Here is a 17,278-nt window from a genome sequence, read left to right as displayed (position 1 = left end):
AAAGAAAGGGCCGCCTTTATATATGAGCAGGCTTACGTCACTCATCGACATCGTTGTCGATCATTCCACAACTATCGAGGCCATATTTCGACAACGAAAGGGCAAAAGAAAAGGCATATGTCCTATACAATGTTATATCATCATTTCATTCAAAAGAGTCCTAGAAACTTCTTCTTTTTTTTCACCCGCTTCGGTTCGTCGCGGAACACGGCTTGGCCGCGGACGAGCAGTTCGGCGTTTTCGCGGAAGTAGTAGAGCGCCTCGGTGCCGAATTCTTTGCGGATCGTTTCGTACGCCGCGCGCAGGCGGAACGGGCGGTTCGTGATGTTATGGGCGTCGGAGGCGATGAAATGGGCCAAGTTCGCCTCGATCAGTTGGAACGAGAACGTTTTGATCTTCTTGCCGAAATGGCCGGTGACGCTCGAAGCGGTCAGCTGGGCCAGGGCGCCGCGTTTGACGAGCTGGTACAATCGCTCGGGCTGCTCGATGATTTCGGCGTTTCGCTCCGGGTGGGCGATGATCGGGATGAGCCCGTTCACTTGCATGTCAAAGAGCAGCTGTTCGGCGTATTTCGGCACGTGATCGGGCGGAAATTCGATTAAGATATACGGTGTATCGGCAAGCGTCATCACCTCGTGCCGATGAAAGCCATCCAAAAGATCGCCGTGCAGGCGCACTTCCTGGCCTGGCAGGACGGTCAAGGCGATGCCGCGCCGTTTCAATTCGTCGTTCAGCTCCGCCGCCAATGACAAGACGGACGATTTCGGGTTGTCATAGACCCCGTTTCGGTGATGGGGAGTGGCGATGATCGTCGCAATCCCTTCGCTGGCTGCCGCTTGCGCCATGGCGATGGCGTCTTCCATCGTGGCCGCCCCGTCATCGAGGCCAGGCAGAACATGGCTATGGATGTCGATCATCGTCACTCCTCCTCGCTTTTCCGTTCTACTAAACAACTATTATGGTAACATAGAAAGAATGAGCTATCAATAGACGGAAAGTGTCGAATGTTGTCGAAGTGGAAATAAAATTCCACCGGTTGAGGATAGGAGTGGCAACCGTTCTGCTTGTCTTCCAGTTGTTTTCTGAGGCAAAACGGTCTATAATCGAAGTGTTGTGAGACATTTTTTATGATAAAGGAAGAGTACCGATGCGAACAAAACGGCGAAAAAAGAAGAAATGGATCCGCTGGCTGGCGGGGCTGTTCGTTGTGTTGCTTGCCGGGATAGGAGTGTTTGCCTATTCCGTTTACCATCATGTGAAACAAACGGCCAATGAGATGCATGAACAAGTAAACTGGAAGTCGGAGAAGCGCCAAGAAGAAGTGTCGTTCGAACGGAAAACGCCGATTTCGATTTTGTTGATCGGTGTCGATGAACGGAAAGGGGATAAAGGACGCGCCGATACGCTCATTGTGATGACGGTCAATCCGAATAAACAATCGATCGAAATGGTGAGCGTGCCGCGCGATACGAGAACGGAGATTATCGGAAAAGGGACGAAAGATAAAATCAACCACTCGTACGCCTTTGGCGGAGTGGAGATGACGATGGCGACGGTTGAGCATTTCTTAGATATTCCGATTGACTATTACATTAAAGTCAACATGGAAAGCTTCCGCGACATCGTGAATGCCGTCGGCGGGGTGACGGTGAACAACCCGTTCGCGTTTACGTATGAAGGGACGCACTTTCCGAAAGGCGAGATTACGTTAAACGGCGATGAAGCGTTGAAATATTCGCGCATGCGGAAAGACGACCCGCGCGGCGATTTCGGGCGCCAGGATCGGCAGAAGCAAATTATTCAAGCGATTATTGAAAAAGGGGCAAGCTTCTCGTCGCTCGCAAACTACAGCGATGTGCTGGCGGCGATTGGGAAAAACATTAAGACGAATTTGACGTTTGACGAGATGAAAAACATTCAGGAAAATTACAAAGACGCCCGCAAGCAAATTAAGCAGCTTCATATTACCGGACAAGGAACGAAAATTAACGGCATCTATTATTTAGTTGTGCCGGAGAGCGAGCGTCTGGCGATTTCGAATGAATTAAAAGAGCATTTGGAGCTGAAGGCGACGGCGTCGCGGTAAATGAGGCGCGCACCCATATCGGGTGCGCGTCTTTACTTAGCAATAAAGTATTTCGCCAAGGCCTCGGCCCATCGTTTGGCGCCTTCTTTCGTCGGCAAGTCGCTGTCCGGGTCGATGAAGGTGGCAAATTCGTCGCTTTCATCATCCGGCCAGGCGGGCCAATGATCGAGGTATGTATAGCCGTTCTCTTTGGCGAACGCTTGCAAGGCGGCGACTTGTTGGGGGTAGTACGTCGCATTGGCGATCGGGTTCGGCGGCTGCAACATCACGACCGCGTTCGGGGCCGCATTTTTCAGTTGCCCGATCATCGCTTGAATATGTTCGAGCGAATCGTCGATCGTGACGACTCCGTTGTCGTTTAAGAGAAATGGTTCTAGCAACACAAGATCGGGTTGTTCCTCCGCCCAGTCGGCGGCGATGCGCTGTTCGTCGGCATCGGCTGTGGTGAACCCTTCATATTGATAGACAGTGATATCGAACACGCCCTTTCCGTATGCTTCGTCGAGGGCTTGTTTGAATAAATCAGGCCAACCGCCTTTCTCCGGAGTGGACTCCGAACCGGCGATCACGAGGCGGATCGGGCGGTTTTCGTTGACCGCCTGTTTCATGACATGTTGTGCTGCGGCGGGCAGTTGCTTGGCGCGGGCGAGCACCGTTTCTGCTTTATGGGCCATTTCGTCTTGTTTGGACGTCGTTTCCATTTTGGCGCGCGCCTCTTTTACTACCGCGGCGATATTTTGTTCCCAGTAGAAATGGCTCGCGACGATCAAAGTGAGGCAGGCTGCGGCGACAATGACAATCAACACAACGTTTTTCAACCGTTCTCTCCCCCTTCGTTTCTCTATCGCATGAACGGCTTCCCGCGCGCTGGGGAAGCCGTTCGTTGTTACTTGTATTGGTAGTAATAATAATGCCCGCCATCGCGATGTTTCCGCTTGTTCAAGACGACGCCGAGCAGCTTGGCGTTCGCGGCTTCGAGCAGCTCTTTCGCCTTGACGGCCGCCTCGATTTCCGTTCCCCCGCTTTCGATGACGAGGACGGTGCCGTCGCATTGGTTGGCCAGCACTTGTGCGTCCGTTACCGCCAAGACAGGCGGGGTGTCGAAGATGACAAGGTCGAACGTCTCGTACAATTGTTCGAGGCATTGGGCCATTGCGTTCGAGCTAAGGAGCTCGGCCGGATTCGGCGGGATCGGGCCGGAGGTTAAGATCGACAAATGGTCGATTTCGGTCACCTGGCACGTCGGCAACAGCGGCGCCGAGCCCGTCAAAACGTTCGTTAATCCCATGTAGTTGTTTAACCGGAAGGTGTAATGGACCGTCGGTTTGCGCAAGTCGGCGTCAATGAGCAATGTCTTTTTTCCTTGCTGGGCGAAGGCAACAGCCAGATTGGCTACTGTCGTCGATTTTCCCTCACCTAGTCCAGTCGATGTTACAATAAGCGAGCGAAGCGGGCGGTCGATGAAGGAAAATTGAATGTTCGTCCGAATCGTCCGATATTGCTCGGCAATGGGTGATTTTGGATCTTCCGCTGTAATTAAGCTTCGTTCCAATCGTTTGAATTGTTGACGGTTGCTACGAGCCAATGGTTTCACCTCTTGTCTTCATGACGGATGGCTTCCCTTTTGCTTCGGTTTGTTTTGGATTCATCATGCTTACTGCCCCGAGCACCGGCAAGCCGAGATGTTTTTCGACGTCAGCTTCGGTTTTGATCGTGTTGTCCAAGTACTCGAGCAGGAAGGCGATCCCGACGCCGGTCATGAGGCCGACGACAAAGGCGATGGCCATGTTCAGCAATGGCTTCGGTTTGACTGGGGTTTGGTTTTCTTTCACTTCCGCTTTCGAGAGAATCGTCACGTTGTCGATGTTCATGATTTTGACGATTTCGTTTTTGAACACTTCGGCTGTTTTGTTGGCGATGTTCGCCGCCATGGCCGGATCGGGATCTTGGACGGTGACGGAGAACACTTGCGAGTCTTTTTCGCTTGAGACTTGGATTTGTTCGTTCAGCTCGTCGAGCGTCTGGTCAAGGTTTAACTCGTTTTTCACTTTTTCCAAAATGGTCGGGCTTTTAATGATGACGCTGTACGTGTTGATGAGCTGCACGTTCGTCTGGATTTCGTTGAAGTTGTAGAACTGCTGCTCCGATTTCGCCTGGTTGACGAGAATTTGTGTCGATGCCTGGTAAATCGGCGTTAATAGAAAATAGCTGACCACACCGCTTACAACGGTCGCCAGCGCGGTGATCAAGACAATAAGCCAAAGCCGTTTGCGCAACGTTTCGAACAGTTCGCGCAAGCTGATTGTTTCTTCCATTGTGTACCCCCTAATCCCTCTCATCGTGTCGTTTACGGACGAATCCTAGAACATTATATCGAAAATAGGCGAATATATCTAGAAGAAATTGGTGCTAATTTGCGCCAAACGAAAAGGCCGCCTCGATCGGCAGCCTTTTTTCGTTATTCGTCTTTATTGTCTTTGTCGTTCGCATCCCGCGGGTCTTCAATCGGGTCTTCGCGGTCCGGAACCGTATCGCGCTCATCGTCGCCCGGTCCGTTGTTCGTGTCGTCTCCCGGCGGGAGTTGATTGTTTTGGTTGTCGTTCAAATCATCATCGCGGTTGTCCGGGATGCCGTCATTGTCTTTGTCGTTGTCGACGTCATCGTTTTGGTTGATGTCATCGGCCGGGTTCACGTCTTGGTCGTTGACATCGTTTTGATTGTTGTTTGGCGGCGGCGGATTGTCGTTGTCGCCATTGCATCCGGCCGCTAAAAAGAGGGCGACGACGGCGCTGAACAGTTTGAACAGCAACGCCTTGTTTTTCATGGCACCTTCTCCTTTCTTCGTGTTGTTGTGACCTTATGTAAGACCGGTCCTTGTTTATCTTTCCCAGAAGAGCGCATTTCATGCAAGGGGAATGAAACAAATGCGGAGGTGGCGTTTAGGGGCATGAACGTACGCGCCCCGCAAAGGAGCGCGCGTTGGTCAGCCGTTTGTTTTCTCACCGAGGGCGAACATGAGCTCTGTTTCGCAGACGAGTTCGCCGTCGACGGTGGCGATGCCTTTGCCTTTGCCGATGGCGCCGCGGGCGCGGAGGATTTCGACTTCCAAGCGGAGCTGGTCGCCCGGCTTGACTTGCTTTTTAAAACGGCAGTTGTCGATGCCGGCGAAAAAGGCGAGGCGGCCCCGGTTTTCCTCGCTCTGCAGGAGGACGACGGCGCCGACTTGGGCGAGCGCTTCGACGATCAACACGCCAGGCATGACCGGGTATTCGGGGAAGTGGCCGGCGAAATAGGCTTCGTTGGCGCTGACGTTTTTGATGCCGACGGCGCGCTTTCCTTCTTCGATTTCCAGAATGCGGTCAACAAGCAAAAACGGATAGCGGTGCGGGATGATCGCTTGGATTTGTTGGATGTCAAGCATAGAAACACTCCTTTTTCATGATCATCAAGACGATGACGCGGCGAGGTGCTGCTTACGTCCCTTTTTCGACAAAGTCGAGGATGTGCTGCCACGTCGAGGGGCGGAACACGTCAAGCCACGCTCCGTCGCCGATGGCGCTGTAGCCAACGACCGCGCCGGCGGCGAGGCTTAAGGCCATCAAGGCGGCGACGATGATGAGCCGAAGCCCAATCCGGATGAGCCGGGTGCGCGCGAAACGGCGCGGCTTGGCGCCGCCGCTTTCGGCCGGTTCGACCTCGGATGGCGGTTCGTTCGCTTTGTCCGCCGGTTGTTCTTCCGGCAAGGCAGCGGCCGCGCCGATGTCGGGCGGGCTGGCGGCGGAGCGTTGCTGTTTTCGCCGCGCAACGCGGGAGAGCGGCTCGTTTTTCGTTTCATTGCTCATGGCGATCTCTCCTTATGAGGAGCGCAAGTTGTTGATGATCCCGAGCATTTGTTCCGAAATGGAAACGGCGCGGGCGTTCAGCTGATACGCTCGGTTTGTCGCCATTAGGCCAACCATTTCTTCGCCAAGGTCGACGTTCGACTGTTCCAAAGCGCCTTGCTTGACGCCGATTTGGCCACGCAAATTGCCGTTGAGCTCCCGAGCGGCGCCAGGGACATCCGGCAAGGTGAAGACGTTGTCGCCCTGGGCTTCGAGAAGCTGCGGACGGTCAATGGCGGTGACGCCAAGGTTCACGCGGGCAACAACCGCACCGCTGGCATCAGTGGCCGTCAGCGTCCCGGTTGGGGAGAGCTGAAAGCCGGTTGTGCCGGTGGGAAATTCGATGGGCCGATTCGCTTCATCGAGCACCGGGCGACCGTCGCTTGTCACGAGGGCAAGACGCCCGTCCATAGGAGTGACAGAAAAGTTGCCAGCGCGGGTGTAGCCGATCGTTGTGTCACCGTTGGCATTGGCGACTTGAACGCGAAACCATTGGTTGGCGGCGGTGAAGGCGAAATCGAGCGCGCGGCCGGTCTCGACGAGCGTTCCTTGAGCAGACACAAGCATCGTCGAGGCGAGGCGCGCCCCGTTGCCGTAACGCACGCCGGCCGGCGTCTCACGTGGCGCTTCGTCGGCGGGGAGGCGGTCGACTTGCTGGGCGAGGAGCTCAGCGAAGCTCGCTTCGCGCCGTTTAAAGCCGACGGTGTTGCTGTTGGCGATGTTGTGGCTGATCGTATCAAGCCGCTCTTGCAAGGCGTTCATCGTGTTGGCGGCGGTGAGCATCGAACGGAGCACGGGCTTGTCCCCCTTTCATCATTTCAGGCGGCCGACTTCGTTGACGGCCTTGTCCAAGCTGCGGTCGTACGCTTGGATGATTTTTTGGTTTGCTTCAAACGTTCGGTAAGCCGCGAGCAAGTCGGTCATCGTCCGCTCAACGTCCACGTTCGACCGTTCGAGAAACCGCTGCTTGACGGTATACGTGACATTGCCGGGCGCCTGCGGCAACGGCCCTGTCGTGCTGCGGAATAAGCCGTTTCCTTCCTTGATCAACGTTTGCGGGTTGGCGGCGAAGGCGACGCCAAGGCGGGCGATTTCCCGGTTTCCGGCGATGATCGTCCCGTCGTCGCGGACGGCGAACGTTTCATTCGGAACGGCGATGCGCTCGCCGTTGCCATCGAGCACATACCAACCGTCTTGCGTGGTTAAATAGCCGTCCGGGCTCACGGTGAAATGGCCGTTGCGCGTGTACCGGATGTCGCCTTGGCCGTTTTCGACGGCAAACAAGAGCGCCCCGCGCTGCCCGCTTGCCGGGTCGACCGGGACTTGTCCATCGACTAAGGCTACATCAGTGGAGAGACCGGTTTCTTTAATATCCCCTTGGCGGAAGTTCGGGATGAGTTCTTGCATATAGACACCCGTCTGGAGCGGCCCGATCGCCGTTTGCGTCAGAATGGCGCGCGGCGGGGCGGTCGGGATCGGCTCGTCCTCGAGGCGGCTCATCAACAGTTCCGGAAACGCTCTCATCGCTCCTGCATCAGCTTTGTATCCCGGCGTTTCGGCGTTCGCCAAGTTGTTGGTCAGCATCTCGACGCGCCGCTCCTGGGCGAGCATGCCGCTCGCGGCGGTATACAATCCTCTTAGCATGACAGCTCCCTCGCTTGTCCATGAAAATTCGTGGCAGAAAGCCGCTGCCGGCGTTGGCGGGCGGCTTGTTGATTCCATTATAGGCGGGCGGGGGCGGCAGCCGCATCCCCTGCTTTTCCTTTTTTACACCAACTGCGATTTCGGCGCGCGGTCGATGTTCTCAAGCATCAGCCCGGTGCCAAGGGCGACGCAGTCCATCGGATTTTCGGCGATGAACACCGGCAGCTTCAGCTCTTCGGCAAGCAACTGATCGATGCCATGCAAGAGGGCGCCGCCGCCCGTTAAGATGACGCCTCGGTCGATGATGTCGGCCGACAGTTCCGGCGGCGTGCGCTCGAGCACGCTTTTCGCGGCTTGTACAATCAAGGACACCGGCTCGCGAAGCGCCCGTTCGATCTCCTCCGAACGGACGGTGATCGTGCGCGGCAGTCCGGTGACGAGATCGCGGCCGCGGACGTCGATTTCTTCGGTCCGTGCGCCTGGGAATACCGTTGCGACTTTGATTTTAATCTCCTCGGCCGTTCGTTCCCCGATGAGCAGCTTATATTCGCGCTTGATGTAGTTTAAAATTTCCATATCGAACTTGTCCCCGGCCATTTTAATGGAAGAGGCGGTGACAATGTCCCCCATCGAGAGAACCGCCACGTCGGTCGTGCCACCGCCAATATCAACGACCATGTTTCCGCACGGCTGAAAAATGTCCATTCCGGCGCCAATGGCTGCGACTTTCGGCTCTTCCTCCAAGTACACTTTTTTGCCGCCGCTTTTTTCTGCTGCCTCTTTGATCGCTTTCCGTTCGACCGATGTCGTGTTCGTCGGGCAACAAATCAAAATGCGCGGTTTGGCGAAAAAGCCTTTTAGGTCGAGCTTGCTTAAGAAATGCTTCAGCATCGCTTCCGTAATGTCAAAGTCCGCAATGACGCCGTCTTTGAGCGGCCGAATGGCAACAATATTCCCAGGAGTACGTCCGACCATTCGTCGTGCTTCTTCGCCGACTGCGAGCACTTTGTTCGTGTGTTTATCAATCGCCACGACGGACGGCTCATTGAGCACGATGCCTTTGCCTTTGACGAAAATGAGGACGTTCGCCGTGCCTAGGTCAATGCCGATATCTCGTGAGAACATACATGCTCCTCCTTGCCTCTGCCCTAAAATCATTCCTAATAGATTATTCTACCATATTTGCCCCCCGGAATGATACTGTAAACGGCAGATGGCAAGGAAAAAGTCAGTTGTTTTTCACCGCTTGCTTTTTGTACTTCTTCTTCGTCGCTTCACCGCCGCGCAAATGGCGGATCGATTTATGGTAATCGAGGATTTGCTTCACTTCTTGGGCCAGCTCCGGATTGATTTCCGGCAGCCGCTCGGTCAAGTCTTTATGCACGGTGCTTTTCGACACGCCAAACTCTTTCGCGATGACGCGAACGGTTTTCCTCGTCTCCACGATATACTTGCCAATCTTGATCGTACGCTCTTTGATGTAATCGTGCACACCACTCGCCCTCCCTAGGTTGGATGTGAGAAGTGAGAAGTGTGAAATGAGACTCGTCTTGCCACTGATGAGCGCCGCTTTCGTTGGATGTCTTGGAAGCGTCTTCGCCGCGTCGCTTGCCGGTTGTGAACGATCCCCACCTCAACCACTCTCATTGCTGTTCAATTTGTAACATTTTATTAGACAAAACGGGCATATATACCAGAAATATCAAGGCGGACAACGGTTTTTTCACAATTTTTTTGCGGTTTGTAACGGAGGGGAAATGGGAAACGACTATATGTATAGAGAGGAAAAAAGGAGGAGCTGGCATGGGCAAAGGAAAAATGATCGGCGTCGCAGCCGTGTTGGCCGGGGTGGCGGCGGCGAGTGCGCTGTTTATGTATAATAGCGGCAACGAGCGCCCGCAGGCGAAAGATGATTTGCTTGGCCCCGCTCCAGCGGGCAAACCAGCGCCCGCAGGCGGGAAAGGGATCATCGCCGGAACGTTGGAGCCGTCGCTCACATACGAAAAGCAAAACGATGCTTACGTGTTTACGTTTACGGTCAAAAACCAAACGGAGCGCGTGCAAACGGTGACGTTCACGAGCTCGAAAAAGTATGACTACATTTTGTACCGCGATGGCCAAAAGGTGAAGCAGTACAGCGAAGGGAAGATGTTTGCACAAATTTACGAAGAGCGCACGTTAAAACAAGGGGAAGAACTGTCCTTTCAGGAAACGTTCCGCGACCTAGAACCGGGGACGTATACGCTTGAGTGGTGGCTCGCCGACCAAAACTGGCCGAACGCGCGGGCGAAAGTGACGTTTACGGTGCAATGAGGCTTCGGGCGAATGACAAGTCAAACGGCCGGCCGCATGCGGCGCATGCCAAACGCCGCTCGTGCCGAGTTGGCCAACAGCCCGGTGAGAGAGGGCGCCCGTTCGCCTGTCAACGGCAACAATGACGACAAGAGGGATGCTTCCGTCACTGTGAGGAAGCATCCCTTCCATCTTTCTTTAGCCATAGAGGCCATTCATGGCGAGAGAAACACCGCCCCGTACACGAGCGCCAAGACGATGACGTACGCTGGGTGGATGCGCCATTTGCCCAGCAGCAAAAAAGCGCTCGCGGCGGTGAGAAACGCCGTTTGGCCGAGCCCGGCTCCTTCGTACGACTCGCGAAAAAAGTCGATCGCCATGATCCCAAGCATGACGGCGATCGCCGGGCGGATGTAGGCGGTGAGCCGCTTTACTTGCGGCGCGTCTTTCCATTTGTACAAGAGCTGCAAAAGAGCCATCAGCAAAATAAGCGACGGGGCGACGCTCGCAAACACGGCGACGGCGGCGCCAAGAATGCCGGCTTGTTCATAGCCGATATAGCCGGCCATTTTCGTCGCGATCGGGCCGGGAAGAGAGTTGCCAAGCGCCAGCACCTCGCTGAATTCGTTGACCGTCATCCAGCCGTAGCGGTCAACGACCTCGTGCTCGATGAGTGGGATGGACGCCGGGCCGCCGCCATAGCCCAAAATGCCGGGCCAAAAAAAGGCGAGAAACAGCTGCTAGTAGATCATGACGACGCCCTCCTTTCTCCGCCTTTGTCTCTATCCGCCGCCTTGGGCTTGCTTCGGCCGACAAACGCGGCCGCAAGCAACACTGCGACCACAAGCGCCGGATGAAGGCCGAGCCACTGCAAGGCGACAAAGCAGGCAAGAAGGAGCAGGGCGGCCGGCCGCCAGCCGAGGGCGGCGCGCGCCTGCTTGGCGAACTGCCACGTCATTTCCGCCAACATGACCACCACGACCGGCAACACCGCTTTTGTCATCCCGGCCACCCACGGCGTGTCTTTGAACGACGACAGCGCGGCCAGCAGCACGATCATCAGCACGACCGGCGGGGCGGTCGTCGCCAAGACGGCGTTCACTAAACCGAGCGCGCCGCCGACACGGTAGCCGATATAGCCGGCAAGCTTCGTGGCGATCGGGCCGGGCAAGGCGTTGGCAATGGCGAGAATTTCCGCAAACTCTTCATCGGTCATCCACCGGTATTTTGTCACCACTTCGGCGCGCACGAGCGGGATCGAGGACGGCCCGCCCCCGTACCCGAGCATGCCGACGCGAAAAAAAGCAAGAAATAAATGCCATTGGTTCATCGAAGTCATCCCTTTATCGTGAGTCTCACCAAGCGGCGACCGCCCCGTCCGTGCGCGGCTCCGTCCCGGCGGCAAGCACGCCGGTGTCAGGATCGCGCCAAATGATTTGTCCGCGGCCGAACGGACCTCCGTCTAAGGCAAAGCGAATGTCATGCCCTTTGCGTGCGAGCGCTTCGGCGATATGGCGCGGGAAGTGCGGCTCCACCAATACCGTTTTCCCTTCCATCCACTGCCAGCGGGGAGCATCGAGCGCCGCTTGCGGGTTTAAGTCAAAATCGATGGTGTTCATGATCACTTGCAAATGCCCTTGCGGCTGCATAAATCCGCCCATGACGCCGAACGGGCCGACCGGCGCGCCGCCTTTGGTCAAAAAGCCGGGGATGATCGTATGGTACGGCTTTTTCCTTGGCGCCAGCCCGTTCGGATGGCCTTCATCAAAGGCGAAGTTATGGCCGCGATTGTGCAAGGCAATGCCCGTTCCTGGGACGACGAGGCCGGAGCCGAAGCCCATGTAATTGCTTTGAATATAGGACACCATATTCCCTTCGCCGTCCGCGGCGGCCAAATAGACCGTTCCGCCTTTTGGCGGCGTTCCCGGCTCCGGCGTGAGCGCCTCTGCGCCGATTTGCGCCCGGCGCATGGCGGCAAACGACCCCGACAACAGCTCGTCTGGGCTGCAGCTCATATAACGGCGGTCGGCGATGTACGCTTTGCCATCGGCAAAGGCCAGCTTCATCGCCTCGATTTGCCGGTGGTGCGTCTCGACATCCGGGACGCTTGGCACGTCAAACCCGCTCATGATGTTGATGGCCATCAACGCGACAAGCCCCTGCCCGTTCGGCGGAATTTCCCACACTTCATAGCCACGGTAGGAGACGGAGATCGGCTCGACCCATTCCGGTTCGTACTCGGCGAGGTCGTCCGCCGCCAAAAAGCCGCCGTATTGCTTCGAGAAGGCGGCGATTTTTTCCGCCAGCTCGCCGCGGTAAAAGCTTTCCGCCTCCGTTTCGGCAATGGAGCGGAGCGTCGCCGCATGGTCCGGAGACGCCCACACTTCCCCGATCTTCGGCGCGCGGCCGCCCGGCGCAAACGTCGCAAACCACGAGGCGAACTCCGGCCCGCGAAGCGCTTCTTTGTATGTACGAAACGCCGCAGCCCAATACTTTCCGAGCACTGGCGAAACCGGATAGCCGTTTTCCGCATAGGCGATCGCTGGTGCGAGCGTTTCGGCAAGCGGCAGGCGGCCGAAGCGCTTTGACAGCGCCGCCCACGCCGCCGGCGCGCCCGGCACGGTCACCGGGGCAAAGCCGTATTTCGGCATCTCTGTATAGCCGCGCTCTTTCAGCGCTTCAATCGAGATCGCTTTTGGCGCATAGCCGCTCGCATTCAGGCCGTACAGTTTCCCATTCGTCCAGACAAGAGCGAACGCATCGCCGCCGATGCCGTTCGACGTCGGTTCGACAACCGTTAAGCAAGCAGCCGCAGCGATCGCCGCATCGATGGCGTTGCCGCCTTTTTTCAGCACCTCAAGCCCCGCTTGCGCCGCGAGCGGCTGCGATGTCGCCACAACGCCGTTTTTGGCGAACACCGTCACTCGCTGCGATGGGTATGGGTGGTATAAGTAGTCCATGGCCACGATCCCCTTTCTTTCGTTAAGTGAAGAATAAAACATTTCACAAACGAAACTGTTTCCGTTTTCATTTATTTTAAAGGAAAGAGGGGGTTATTTCCATCCTTGTTCCCAAAAAATGAAAGAATATTCAAATCATAATTTTTGGCGGTTCATCACCGAAAGATGTACTTGACTTTTAGACACAAACATAACATCGTCCCTCCCGATCGAACAAAAAATAGCCATGACTTTTTGGGCACCTATCATGAAAAACGTTTTTTATCTTATGGTGAAGAGCTTTTTTGGCTGCCGTTTTTCCCACGTCTGACTTTAGAAGCGGCAAAGCAAAAAGACCCGCCCGCTTGTCTTGGCAAACGGACAGGCCTTTTCGTCGCGTTTTTCGTTTCCTCTTGCTCGACGCCTTGTCGATTACGCTCTTGCCATGCCGATCGAGGCGTCTGGCGTTTTGTAGGATGAAGCGTCGTTGTTTTCGTCTTGATTGTTGTCGCTTGGCGTCGTCGAATGGTCGTCAGCCGATGGTTGTTCATTCGCTGGGTTTTCGTCTGTCGGCGCTGTTTCGTCACTTGGCATCAATTCTTTTTCTTTGCTCGTGGCGGCGCGATCGGTTCCCGTTTTGTCTTCCGCTTTGTCAGTCAAAGCCGTCAACGGTTTGTCGACATAATCGATCGGGTTGACCGCCCGGCCGTCTTTGCGAATTTCAAAGTGGACGTGGATGCCGGCTTCTTTGTTGAATTCGCTTTGCCCTGCCTTGCCGATCACTTCACCTTGTTTCACCGTGTCGCCGGCTTCGACTTTCACATCAGCGAGCGATTGATAGACGGTCGTGACCCCTTGTTCATGATTGATTTCGACAACATATCCCAAAATCGGGTCTTTTTCCGCTTTCGTCACCGTGCCGCTTAAGGAAGCGGTGACATCAAACGTTTTGCCGTCTTGGCGCACAAGATCGATGCCTTGGTTCGGGTGGTACGTATGATCATAAAAGACGAGGGCTGCTTCCTGTTCTGCTTCCGATGCTTTGTCATCGTAGAATGGCGTTTTCACTTGCACCGCATTTGGATCAAGCACCGGCATCGCAATCGTTTCGACCGTTTCATTGACCGGAACAGCCGGATTTTCTTGCTGGGCGGTGCCGTTTTTCGCCACGTTGTCTCTGCCCGTATTCTCCTCTTTGCCCAATTGGAACCAAAGCGCACCAGCGACGATTAATGCGGCAGACGATAAATAGATCGCCGGAAATACCCAACGTTTGCGGAACAGACGCTTCAGCGACGATTGTTTTTGTTCCTCTCTCATGTTCATCACCTCAGCAACCATTTTGAACAGAAAGAGGAAAAGATATACACATAGAAAATAATTTTTCACTTATTTTTTGACATTCGACTAGATTTTATGCAAAAAATGAGGGGCGCATGGCGAGGGGCGTCTCCCTGCCGTTTGCCCCGAACATTTGACAGAAAACCGGGGCGGCAGAACCCCGGTTCATCCATTTTTCGCGGTCAATTTGTTTAAAAACGCCGTCGCCGACGAAATATGAACGCCGCGGTAATAATATTTGACGATGTCAGCGTACGTTTTCCCTTCTTTGGCCATAAAATTGGCGCCGTATTGGCTCATGCCGACGCCATGGCCGTAGCCTTTCGTCGTAATGATGATGTCATCTCCGTTGCGCACCCAGGTGAAATCACTCGACGGCAATCCGAGCCGTTCGCGCACATCGCGGCCCGTAAACGTCTTGCCGCCAATCTTCACCTCGCCGACTCGACGGCCGGGCGTGCGCGATACAATGACGCCGACTGAGCCGTCAGCGGGCAGTTCGACCCCCAGTCTTCGCTCGAATTCCGCCACTGGCATCGTTTTTCGCTGGTAAAACTTCGGGGATTGTTTGTCCCATGGGCTGGCGACACTTTTTAAATACGGAAAATCGCTTTGCCAATAGGCTTCCGAATTTTCCGTATAGCCGTTGCTTGTCGAAAAAAACAGCGCCTCGATCGGCTCATTGTTGTATGTCAAAATTTGCCCTTGCGTGTCCATCACCGCTTTTGTCACTTTTTTCATTTTCCAATCGTAGTCGCTGCCCCATAGTTTTCGCAGTTCGTCATCGCTGTAATACACTTGGTGCGCCACTGTGTCGGTCACATTCGCTCCTTTTGGCAGGCGAAACGGCTGGTTGGCGAGCAATTGCTTCACGATGTACGTTCTTGCCGTCAACGCTTGCGCCTTTAATGCCTCGAGTTCAAATTCGGCCGGCATTTCCGCCGCAACGACGCCGATGACGTATTGCTCGAGGGGAATATGTTCGACGCGTTGTTCTTTGCTTCGATAGACCGCCACGTCGATGGACGGTCCTTCGGCTGCCTGCGACCGTTGGACTTGTTCTTGCTTGTGCAGTTGTTCGGCCAATTTGGCCACCTTCCCGTCATAAAATGGAAGAACGAGCGCCGTCGGAATGACGAGGATGGCGACAAACAGCGAGAGAGCGAGCGCCATCACCGGTTTCAGTCGTTTCACCATAGCCGAGCCCCCAATATGCATTTTCCAAGCACAAGCGGACATCGCGAATGAATGCCTGCGTTGGCTTCGGTTCGTTACTATAGTTATGGGCTCGGACAAGTATATATGACAGTTTTCTTTCCAACCAAAACCTTCATGAGCGCGTTTCGCACTCCGCCTAAAAGGCTGGTGAAAAACAACGGATTCGATCAGTTTGTGAGAAATCGCAAGGAATGACGCTATGGTGTTGCAAGGTTTTTCCATTTGAGAAACACTGTTGAAGAACAGCATTTCCCCTTAAATCGCCAGCCTGCTAAACATGAAGCCGTTGAAAAAAGTCGATGACTGAATAGGGGGCGATGGAACAAGGGGGTTTTCGAAAGCACATGTTTCACCACCGTCGCGACTTGCTTCGCGCGATGCGATCAAGCTTATGGAGAAATTTCATAAGACGGTCTTTCTCTGAGCTTCAAAACAGACCGTTAGGAACGAACGGTTGTTTTTTACCGTCCTTCGACGGTCGCCCGTGTTCCAAGAAAAAACGACCATTCCCCGCCGAAACAGGCAGTTCACGGTCGTTTTTTCGCCATTATCCGTTCCATTCGATCGCTTGGATCGGGTCGAGTTGTTCTGTTTCTTCCCGAACGCGTTCAATGTCAGCGCCAAGCGCGGCCAGTTTTTCATGAAAGCGGACATAGCCGCGGTCAAGATGACGAAGCTCGGTCACGCGCGTGTAGCCGTCCGCCGCAAGTCCAGCCAAAATCAAAGCGGCGGCAGCGCGCAAATCGGTGGCCGCTACTTCAGCGCCTTGCAGCTGGCACGGACCGTTAATAATGACAGAGCGCCCTTCAATTTTAATATCAGCGTTCATCCGGCGGAATTCTTCCACATGCATGAAGCGGTTTTCAAAGACGGTCTCGGTGACCATGCTCGTGCCTTCCGCTTTTAACAGGAGCGCCATCATTTGCGATTGCATGTCAGTTGGAAAACCTGGGTATGGCATCGTTTTAATGTCGACGGCTTTCAACGTTTCCGGACCGATGACGCGCACACCGTTTTCTTCTTCGATAATCGTCACGCCCATTTCTTCCATTTTGGCAATGAGCGAACTTAAATGCTCGGGAACCGCTCCTTGCACGAGGACGTTGCCGCCGGTGATGGCGGCTGCCACCATAAAGGTGCCAGCTTCAATGCGATCCGGGATGACGGTGTGGGACGTGCCGACAAGCTCGTCGACCCCTTCAATGCGGATTGTGCCAGTGCCGGCGCCGCGCACTTTGGCGCCCATCGCGTTCAAAAAGTTCGCCAAATCGACAATTTCCGGCTCTTTGGCGCAGTTTTCGATCACGGTTGTACCTTCCGCGAGCACCGCGGCCATCATAATATTTTCCGTTGCCCCAACGCTTGGAAAGTCCAAGTATACTTTGGCGCCGCGGAGACGGCCGTTCACTTCTGCATCGATAAAGCCGTTGCCGACTTTCACGGAGGCGCCCATTGCTTCAAATCCTTTTAAATGTTGATCGATCGGGCGCGAACCAATGGCACAGCCACCCGGCAAGGCGACGCGGGCTCGGCCGTTGCGGGCCAACAGCGGCCCCATGACGAGCACGGAAGCGCGCATTTTCCGCACATATTCAAACGGCGCTTCCACCGTCAGCGGAGCGGTCGCATCGACCGTTACCGTATTGCCGGCGATTTGCACATCGGCGCCTAAATAGCGGAGCACCTCACTGATTGTATATACATCGGAAAGAGCAGGCACATCATGAATCGTACTAGTTCCTTTTGTCGCTAATAAGGTGGCAGCGATGACGGGCAAAACGGCATTTTTTGCGCCTTCCACTTTGACGGTGCCGCTCAACCGGTTTCCGCCACGGACGATGATCTTTTCCAAGGTATTCCCCTCCGCGTCCAATTTC

At 55.0% G+C, this 17,278-nt stretch carries 20 protein-coding genes; 2 read left to right on the top strand and 18 right to left on the bottom strand.

Annotation, left to right across the window (positions count from 1 at the left end; translation table 11 throughout):
* Positions 1-149: 149 nt before the first annotated feature.
* Complete coding sequence (locus tag ETC02_RS01800; protein WP_171697992.1) at positions 150-917, bottom strand: tyrosine-protein phosphatase; 768 nt, start codon at positions 915-917, stop codon at positions 150-152.
* A 230-nt stretch (positions 918-1,147) separates the two neighbouring features.
* On the opposite strand from ETC02_RS01800, the gene tagU reads away from it, so the two are divergent.
* A complete protein-coding gene (tagU, locus tag ETC02_RS01795) occupies positions 1,148-2,086 on the top strand; it encodes a polyisoprenyl-teichoic acid--peptidoglycan teichoic acid transferase TagU (RefSeq protein ID WP_033011800.1) in 939 nt (312 codons plus the stop codon).
* 32 nt (positions 2,087-2,118) lie between these two features.
* Here the strand turns inward: tagU and ETC02_RS01790 are convergent, their stop codons facing one another.
* The 10 genes from ETC02_RS01790 to spoIIID form a co-directional block, all read right to left on the bottom strand.
* Positions 2,119-2,904 (bottom strand): SGNH/GDSL hydrolase family protein, encoded by a 786-nt coding sequence (locus tag ETC02_RS01790; protein ID WP_033011798.1) that lies wholly within the window; start codon positions 2,902-2,904, stop codon positions 2,119-2,121.
* A 68-nt stretch (positions 2,905-2,972) separates the two neighbouring features.
* On the bottom strand, positions 2,973-3,680 hold the full coding sequence (locus tag ETC02_RS01785; protein ID WP_371810001.1) for a CpsD/CapB family tyrosine-protein kinase: 708 nt from the start codon (positions 3,678-3,680) through the stop codon (positions 2,973-2,975).
* Positions 3,661-4,401: a YveK family protein gene (locus ETC02_RS01780; protein ID WP_033011796.1), complete on the bottom strand. Its 741-nt coding sequence runs from the start codon at positions 4,399-4,401 to the stop codon at positions 3,661-3,663. Before ETC02_RS01780 ends, ETC02_RS01785 begins: the two co-directional genes overlap by 20 nt.
* Positions 4,402-4,544: 143 nt before the next feature.
* Positions 4,545-4,910, bottom strand: a complete 366-nt coding sequence (locus ETC02_RS01775) for a hypothetical protein (RefSeq protein WP_063210967.1) — start codon at positions 4,908-4,910, stop codon at positions 4,545-4,547.
* 159 nt (positions 4,911-5,069) lie between these two features.
* Positions 5,070-5,507, bottom strand: a complete 438-nt coding sequence (fabZ, locus tag ETC02_RS01770; protein ID WP_171697991.1) for a 3-hydroxyacyl-ACP dehydratase FabZ — start codon at positions 5,505-5,507, stop codon at positions 5,070-5,072.
* 52 nt (positions 5,508-5,559) lie between these two features.
* Positions 5,560-5,928, bottom strand: a complete 369-nt coding sequence (locus tag ETC02_RS01765) for a DNA-directed RNA polymerase subunit beta (protein ID WP_033011791.1) — start codon at positions 5,926-5,928, stop codon at positions 5,560-5,562.
* 12 nt (positions 5,929-5,940) lie between these two features.
* Positions 5,941-6,762 (bottom strand): flagellar hook-basal body protein, encoded by an 822-nt coding sequence (locus ETC02_RS01760; protein ID WP_171697990.1) that lies wholly within the window; start codon positions 6,760-6,762, stop codon positions 5,941-5,943.
* An 18-nt stretch (positions 6,763-6,780) separates the two neighbouring features.
* Positions 6,781-7,611: a flagellar hook-basal body protein gene (locus ETC02_RS01755; protein ID WP_171697989.1), complete on the bottom strand. Its 831-nt coding sequence runs from the start codon at positions 7,609-7,611 to the stop codon at positions 6,781-6,783.
* A gap of 123 nt (positions 7,612-7,734) precedes the next feature.
* Entirely contained in the window at positions 7,735-8,736 is a 1,002-nt protein-coding gene (gene mreB / locus ETC02_RS01750; protein ID WP_033011787.1) for a rod shape-determining protein, read from the bottom strand.
* Between the two features lie 103 nt (positions 8,737-8,839).
* Positions 8,840-9,103 carry a sporulation transcriptional regulator SpoIIID gene (gene spoIIID, locus ETC02_RS01745; RefSeq protein WP_008880665.1) on the bottom strand — a complete coding sequence of 88 codons (264 nt, stop codon included), beginning with the start codon at positions 9,101-9,103 and terminating at the stop codon, positions 8,840-8,842.
* A gap of 311 nt (positions 9,104-9,414) precedes the next feature.
* On the opposite strand from spoIIID, the gene ETC02_RS01740 reads away from it, so the two are divergent.
* Positions 9,415-9,924, top strand: coding sequence for a BsuPI-related putative proteinase inhibitor (locus ETC02_RS01740; RefSeq protein ID WP_171697988.1), 510 nt, complete (start codon positions 9,415-9,417; stop codon positions 9,922-9,924).
* A 20-nt stretch (positions 9,925-9,944) separates the two neighbouring features.
* On the opposite strand, the gene ETC02_RS18030 is transcribed toward ETC02_RS01740, so the two are convergent.
* From ETC02_RS18030 to murA, 7 genes are all read right to left on the bottom strand, one after another.
* The gene (locus tag ETC02_RS18030) at positions 9,945-10,073 is read right to left on the bottom strand and encodes a hypothetical protein (protein ID WP_255407700.1); all 129 of its coding nucleotides are present in this window, start codon (positions 10,071-10,073) and stop codon (positions 9,945-9,947) included.
* A 45-nt stretch (positions 10,074-10,118) separates the two neighbouring features.
* Positions 10,119-10,640 (bottom strand): chromate transporter, encoded by a 522-nt coding sequence (locus ETC02_RS01735; protein WP_253264072.1) that lies wholly within the window; start codon positions 10,638-10,640, stop codon positions 10,119-10,121.
* 11 nt (positions 10,641-10,651) lie between these two features.
* Positions 10,652-11,233, bottom strand: a complete 582-nt coding sequence (locus ETC02_RS01730; RefSeq protein WP_171697987.1) for a chromate transporter — start codon at positions 11,231-11,233, stop codon at positions 10,652-10,654.
* Positions 11,234-11,258: 25 nt separating this feature from the next.
* Complete coding sequence (locus tag ETC02_RS01725; protein WP_171697986.1) at positions 11,259-12,863, bottom strand: gamma-glutamyltransferase family protein; 1,605 nt, start codon at positions 12,861-12,863, stop codon at positions 11,259-11,261.
* A 411-nt stretch (positions 12,864-13,274) separates the two neighbouring features.
* The gene (spoIIQ, locus tag ETC02_RS01720; protein ID WP_011232806.1) at positions 13,275-14,162 is read right to left on the bottom strand and encodes a stage II sporulation protein SpoIIQ; all 888 of its coding nucleotides are present in this window, start codon (positions 14,160-14,162) and stop codon (positions 13,275-13,277) included.
* Positions 14,163-14,348: 186 nt separating this feature from the next.
* Positions 14,349-15,380 carry a stage II sporulation protein D gene (spoIID, locus tag ETC02_RS01715; protein WP_011232807.1) on the bottom strand — a complete coding sequence of 344 codons (1,032 nt, stop codon included), beginning with the start codon at positions 15,378-15,380 and terminating at the stop codon, positions 14,349-14,351.
* 568 nt (positions 15,381-15,948) lie between these two features.
* Positions 15,949-17,253: a UDP-N-acetylglucosamine 1-carboxyvinyltransferase gene (gene murA / locus ETC02_RS01710; protein WP_033011774.1), complete on the bottom strand. Its 1,305-nt coding sequence runs from the start codon at positions 17,251-17,253 to the stop codon at positions 15,949-15,951.
* Positions 17,254-17,278: the final 25 nt, after the last annotated feature.

Origin of the sequence: Geobacillus sp. DSP4a (genome assembly GCF_013096875.1) — a bacterium.
In the GTDB taxonomy this organism is placed as follows: Bacteria; Bacillota; Bacilli; order Bacillales; family Anoxybacillaceae; genus Geobacillus; species Geobacillus thermophilus.
Note: the sequence above shows the minus strand (reverse complement) of the source record. Positions and strands in the feature narration are given on the sequence as shown.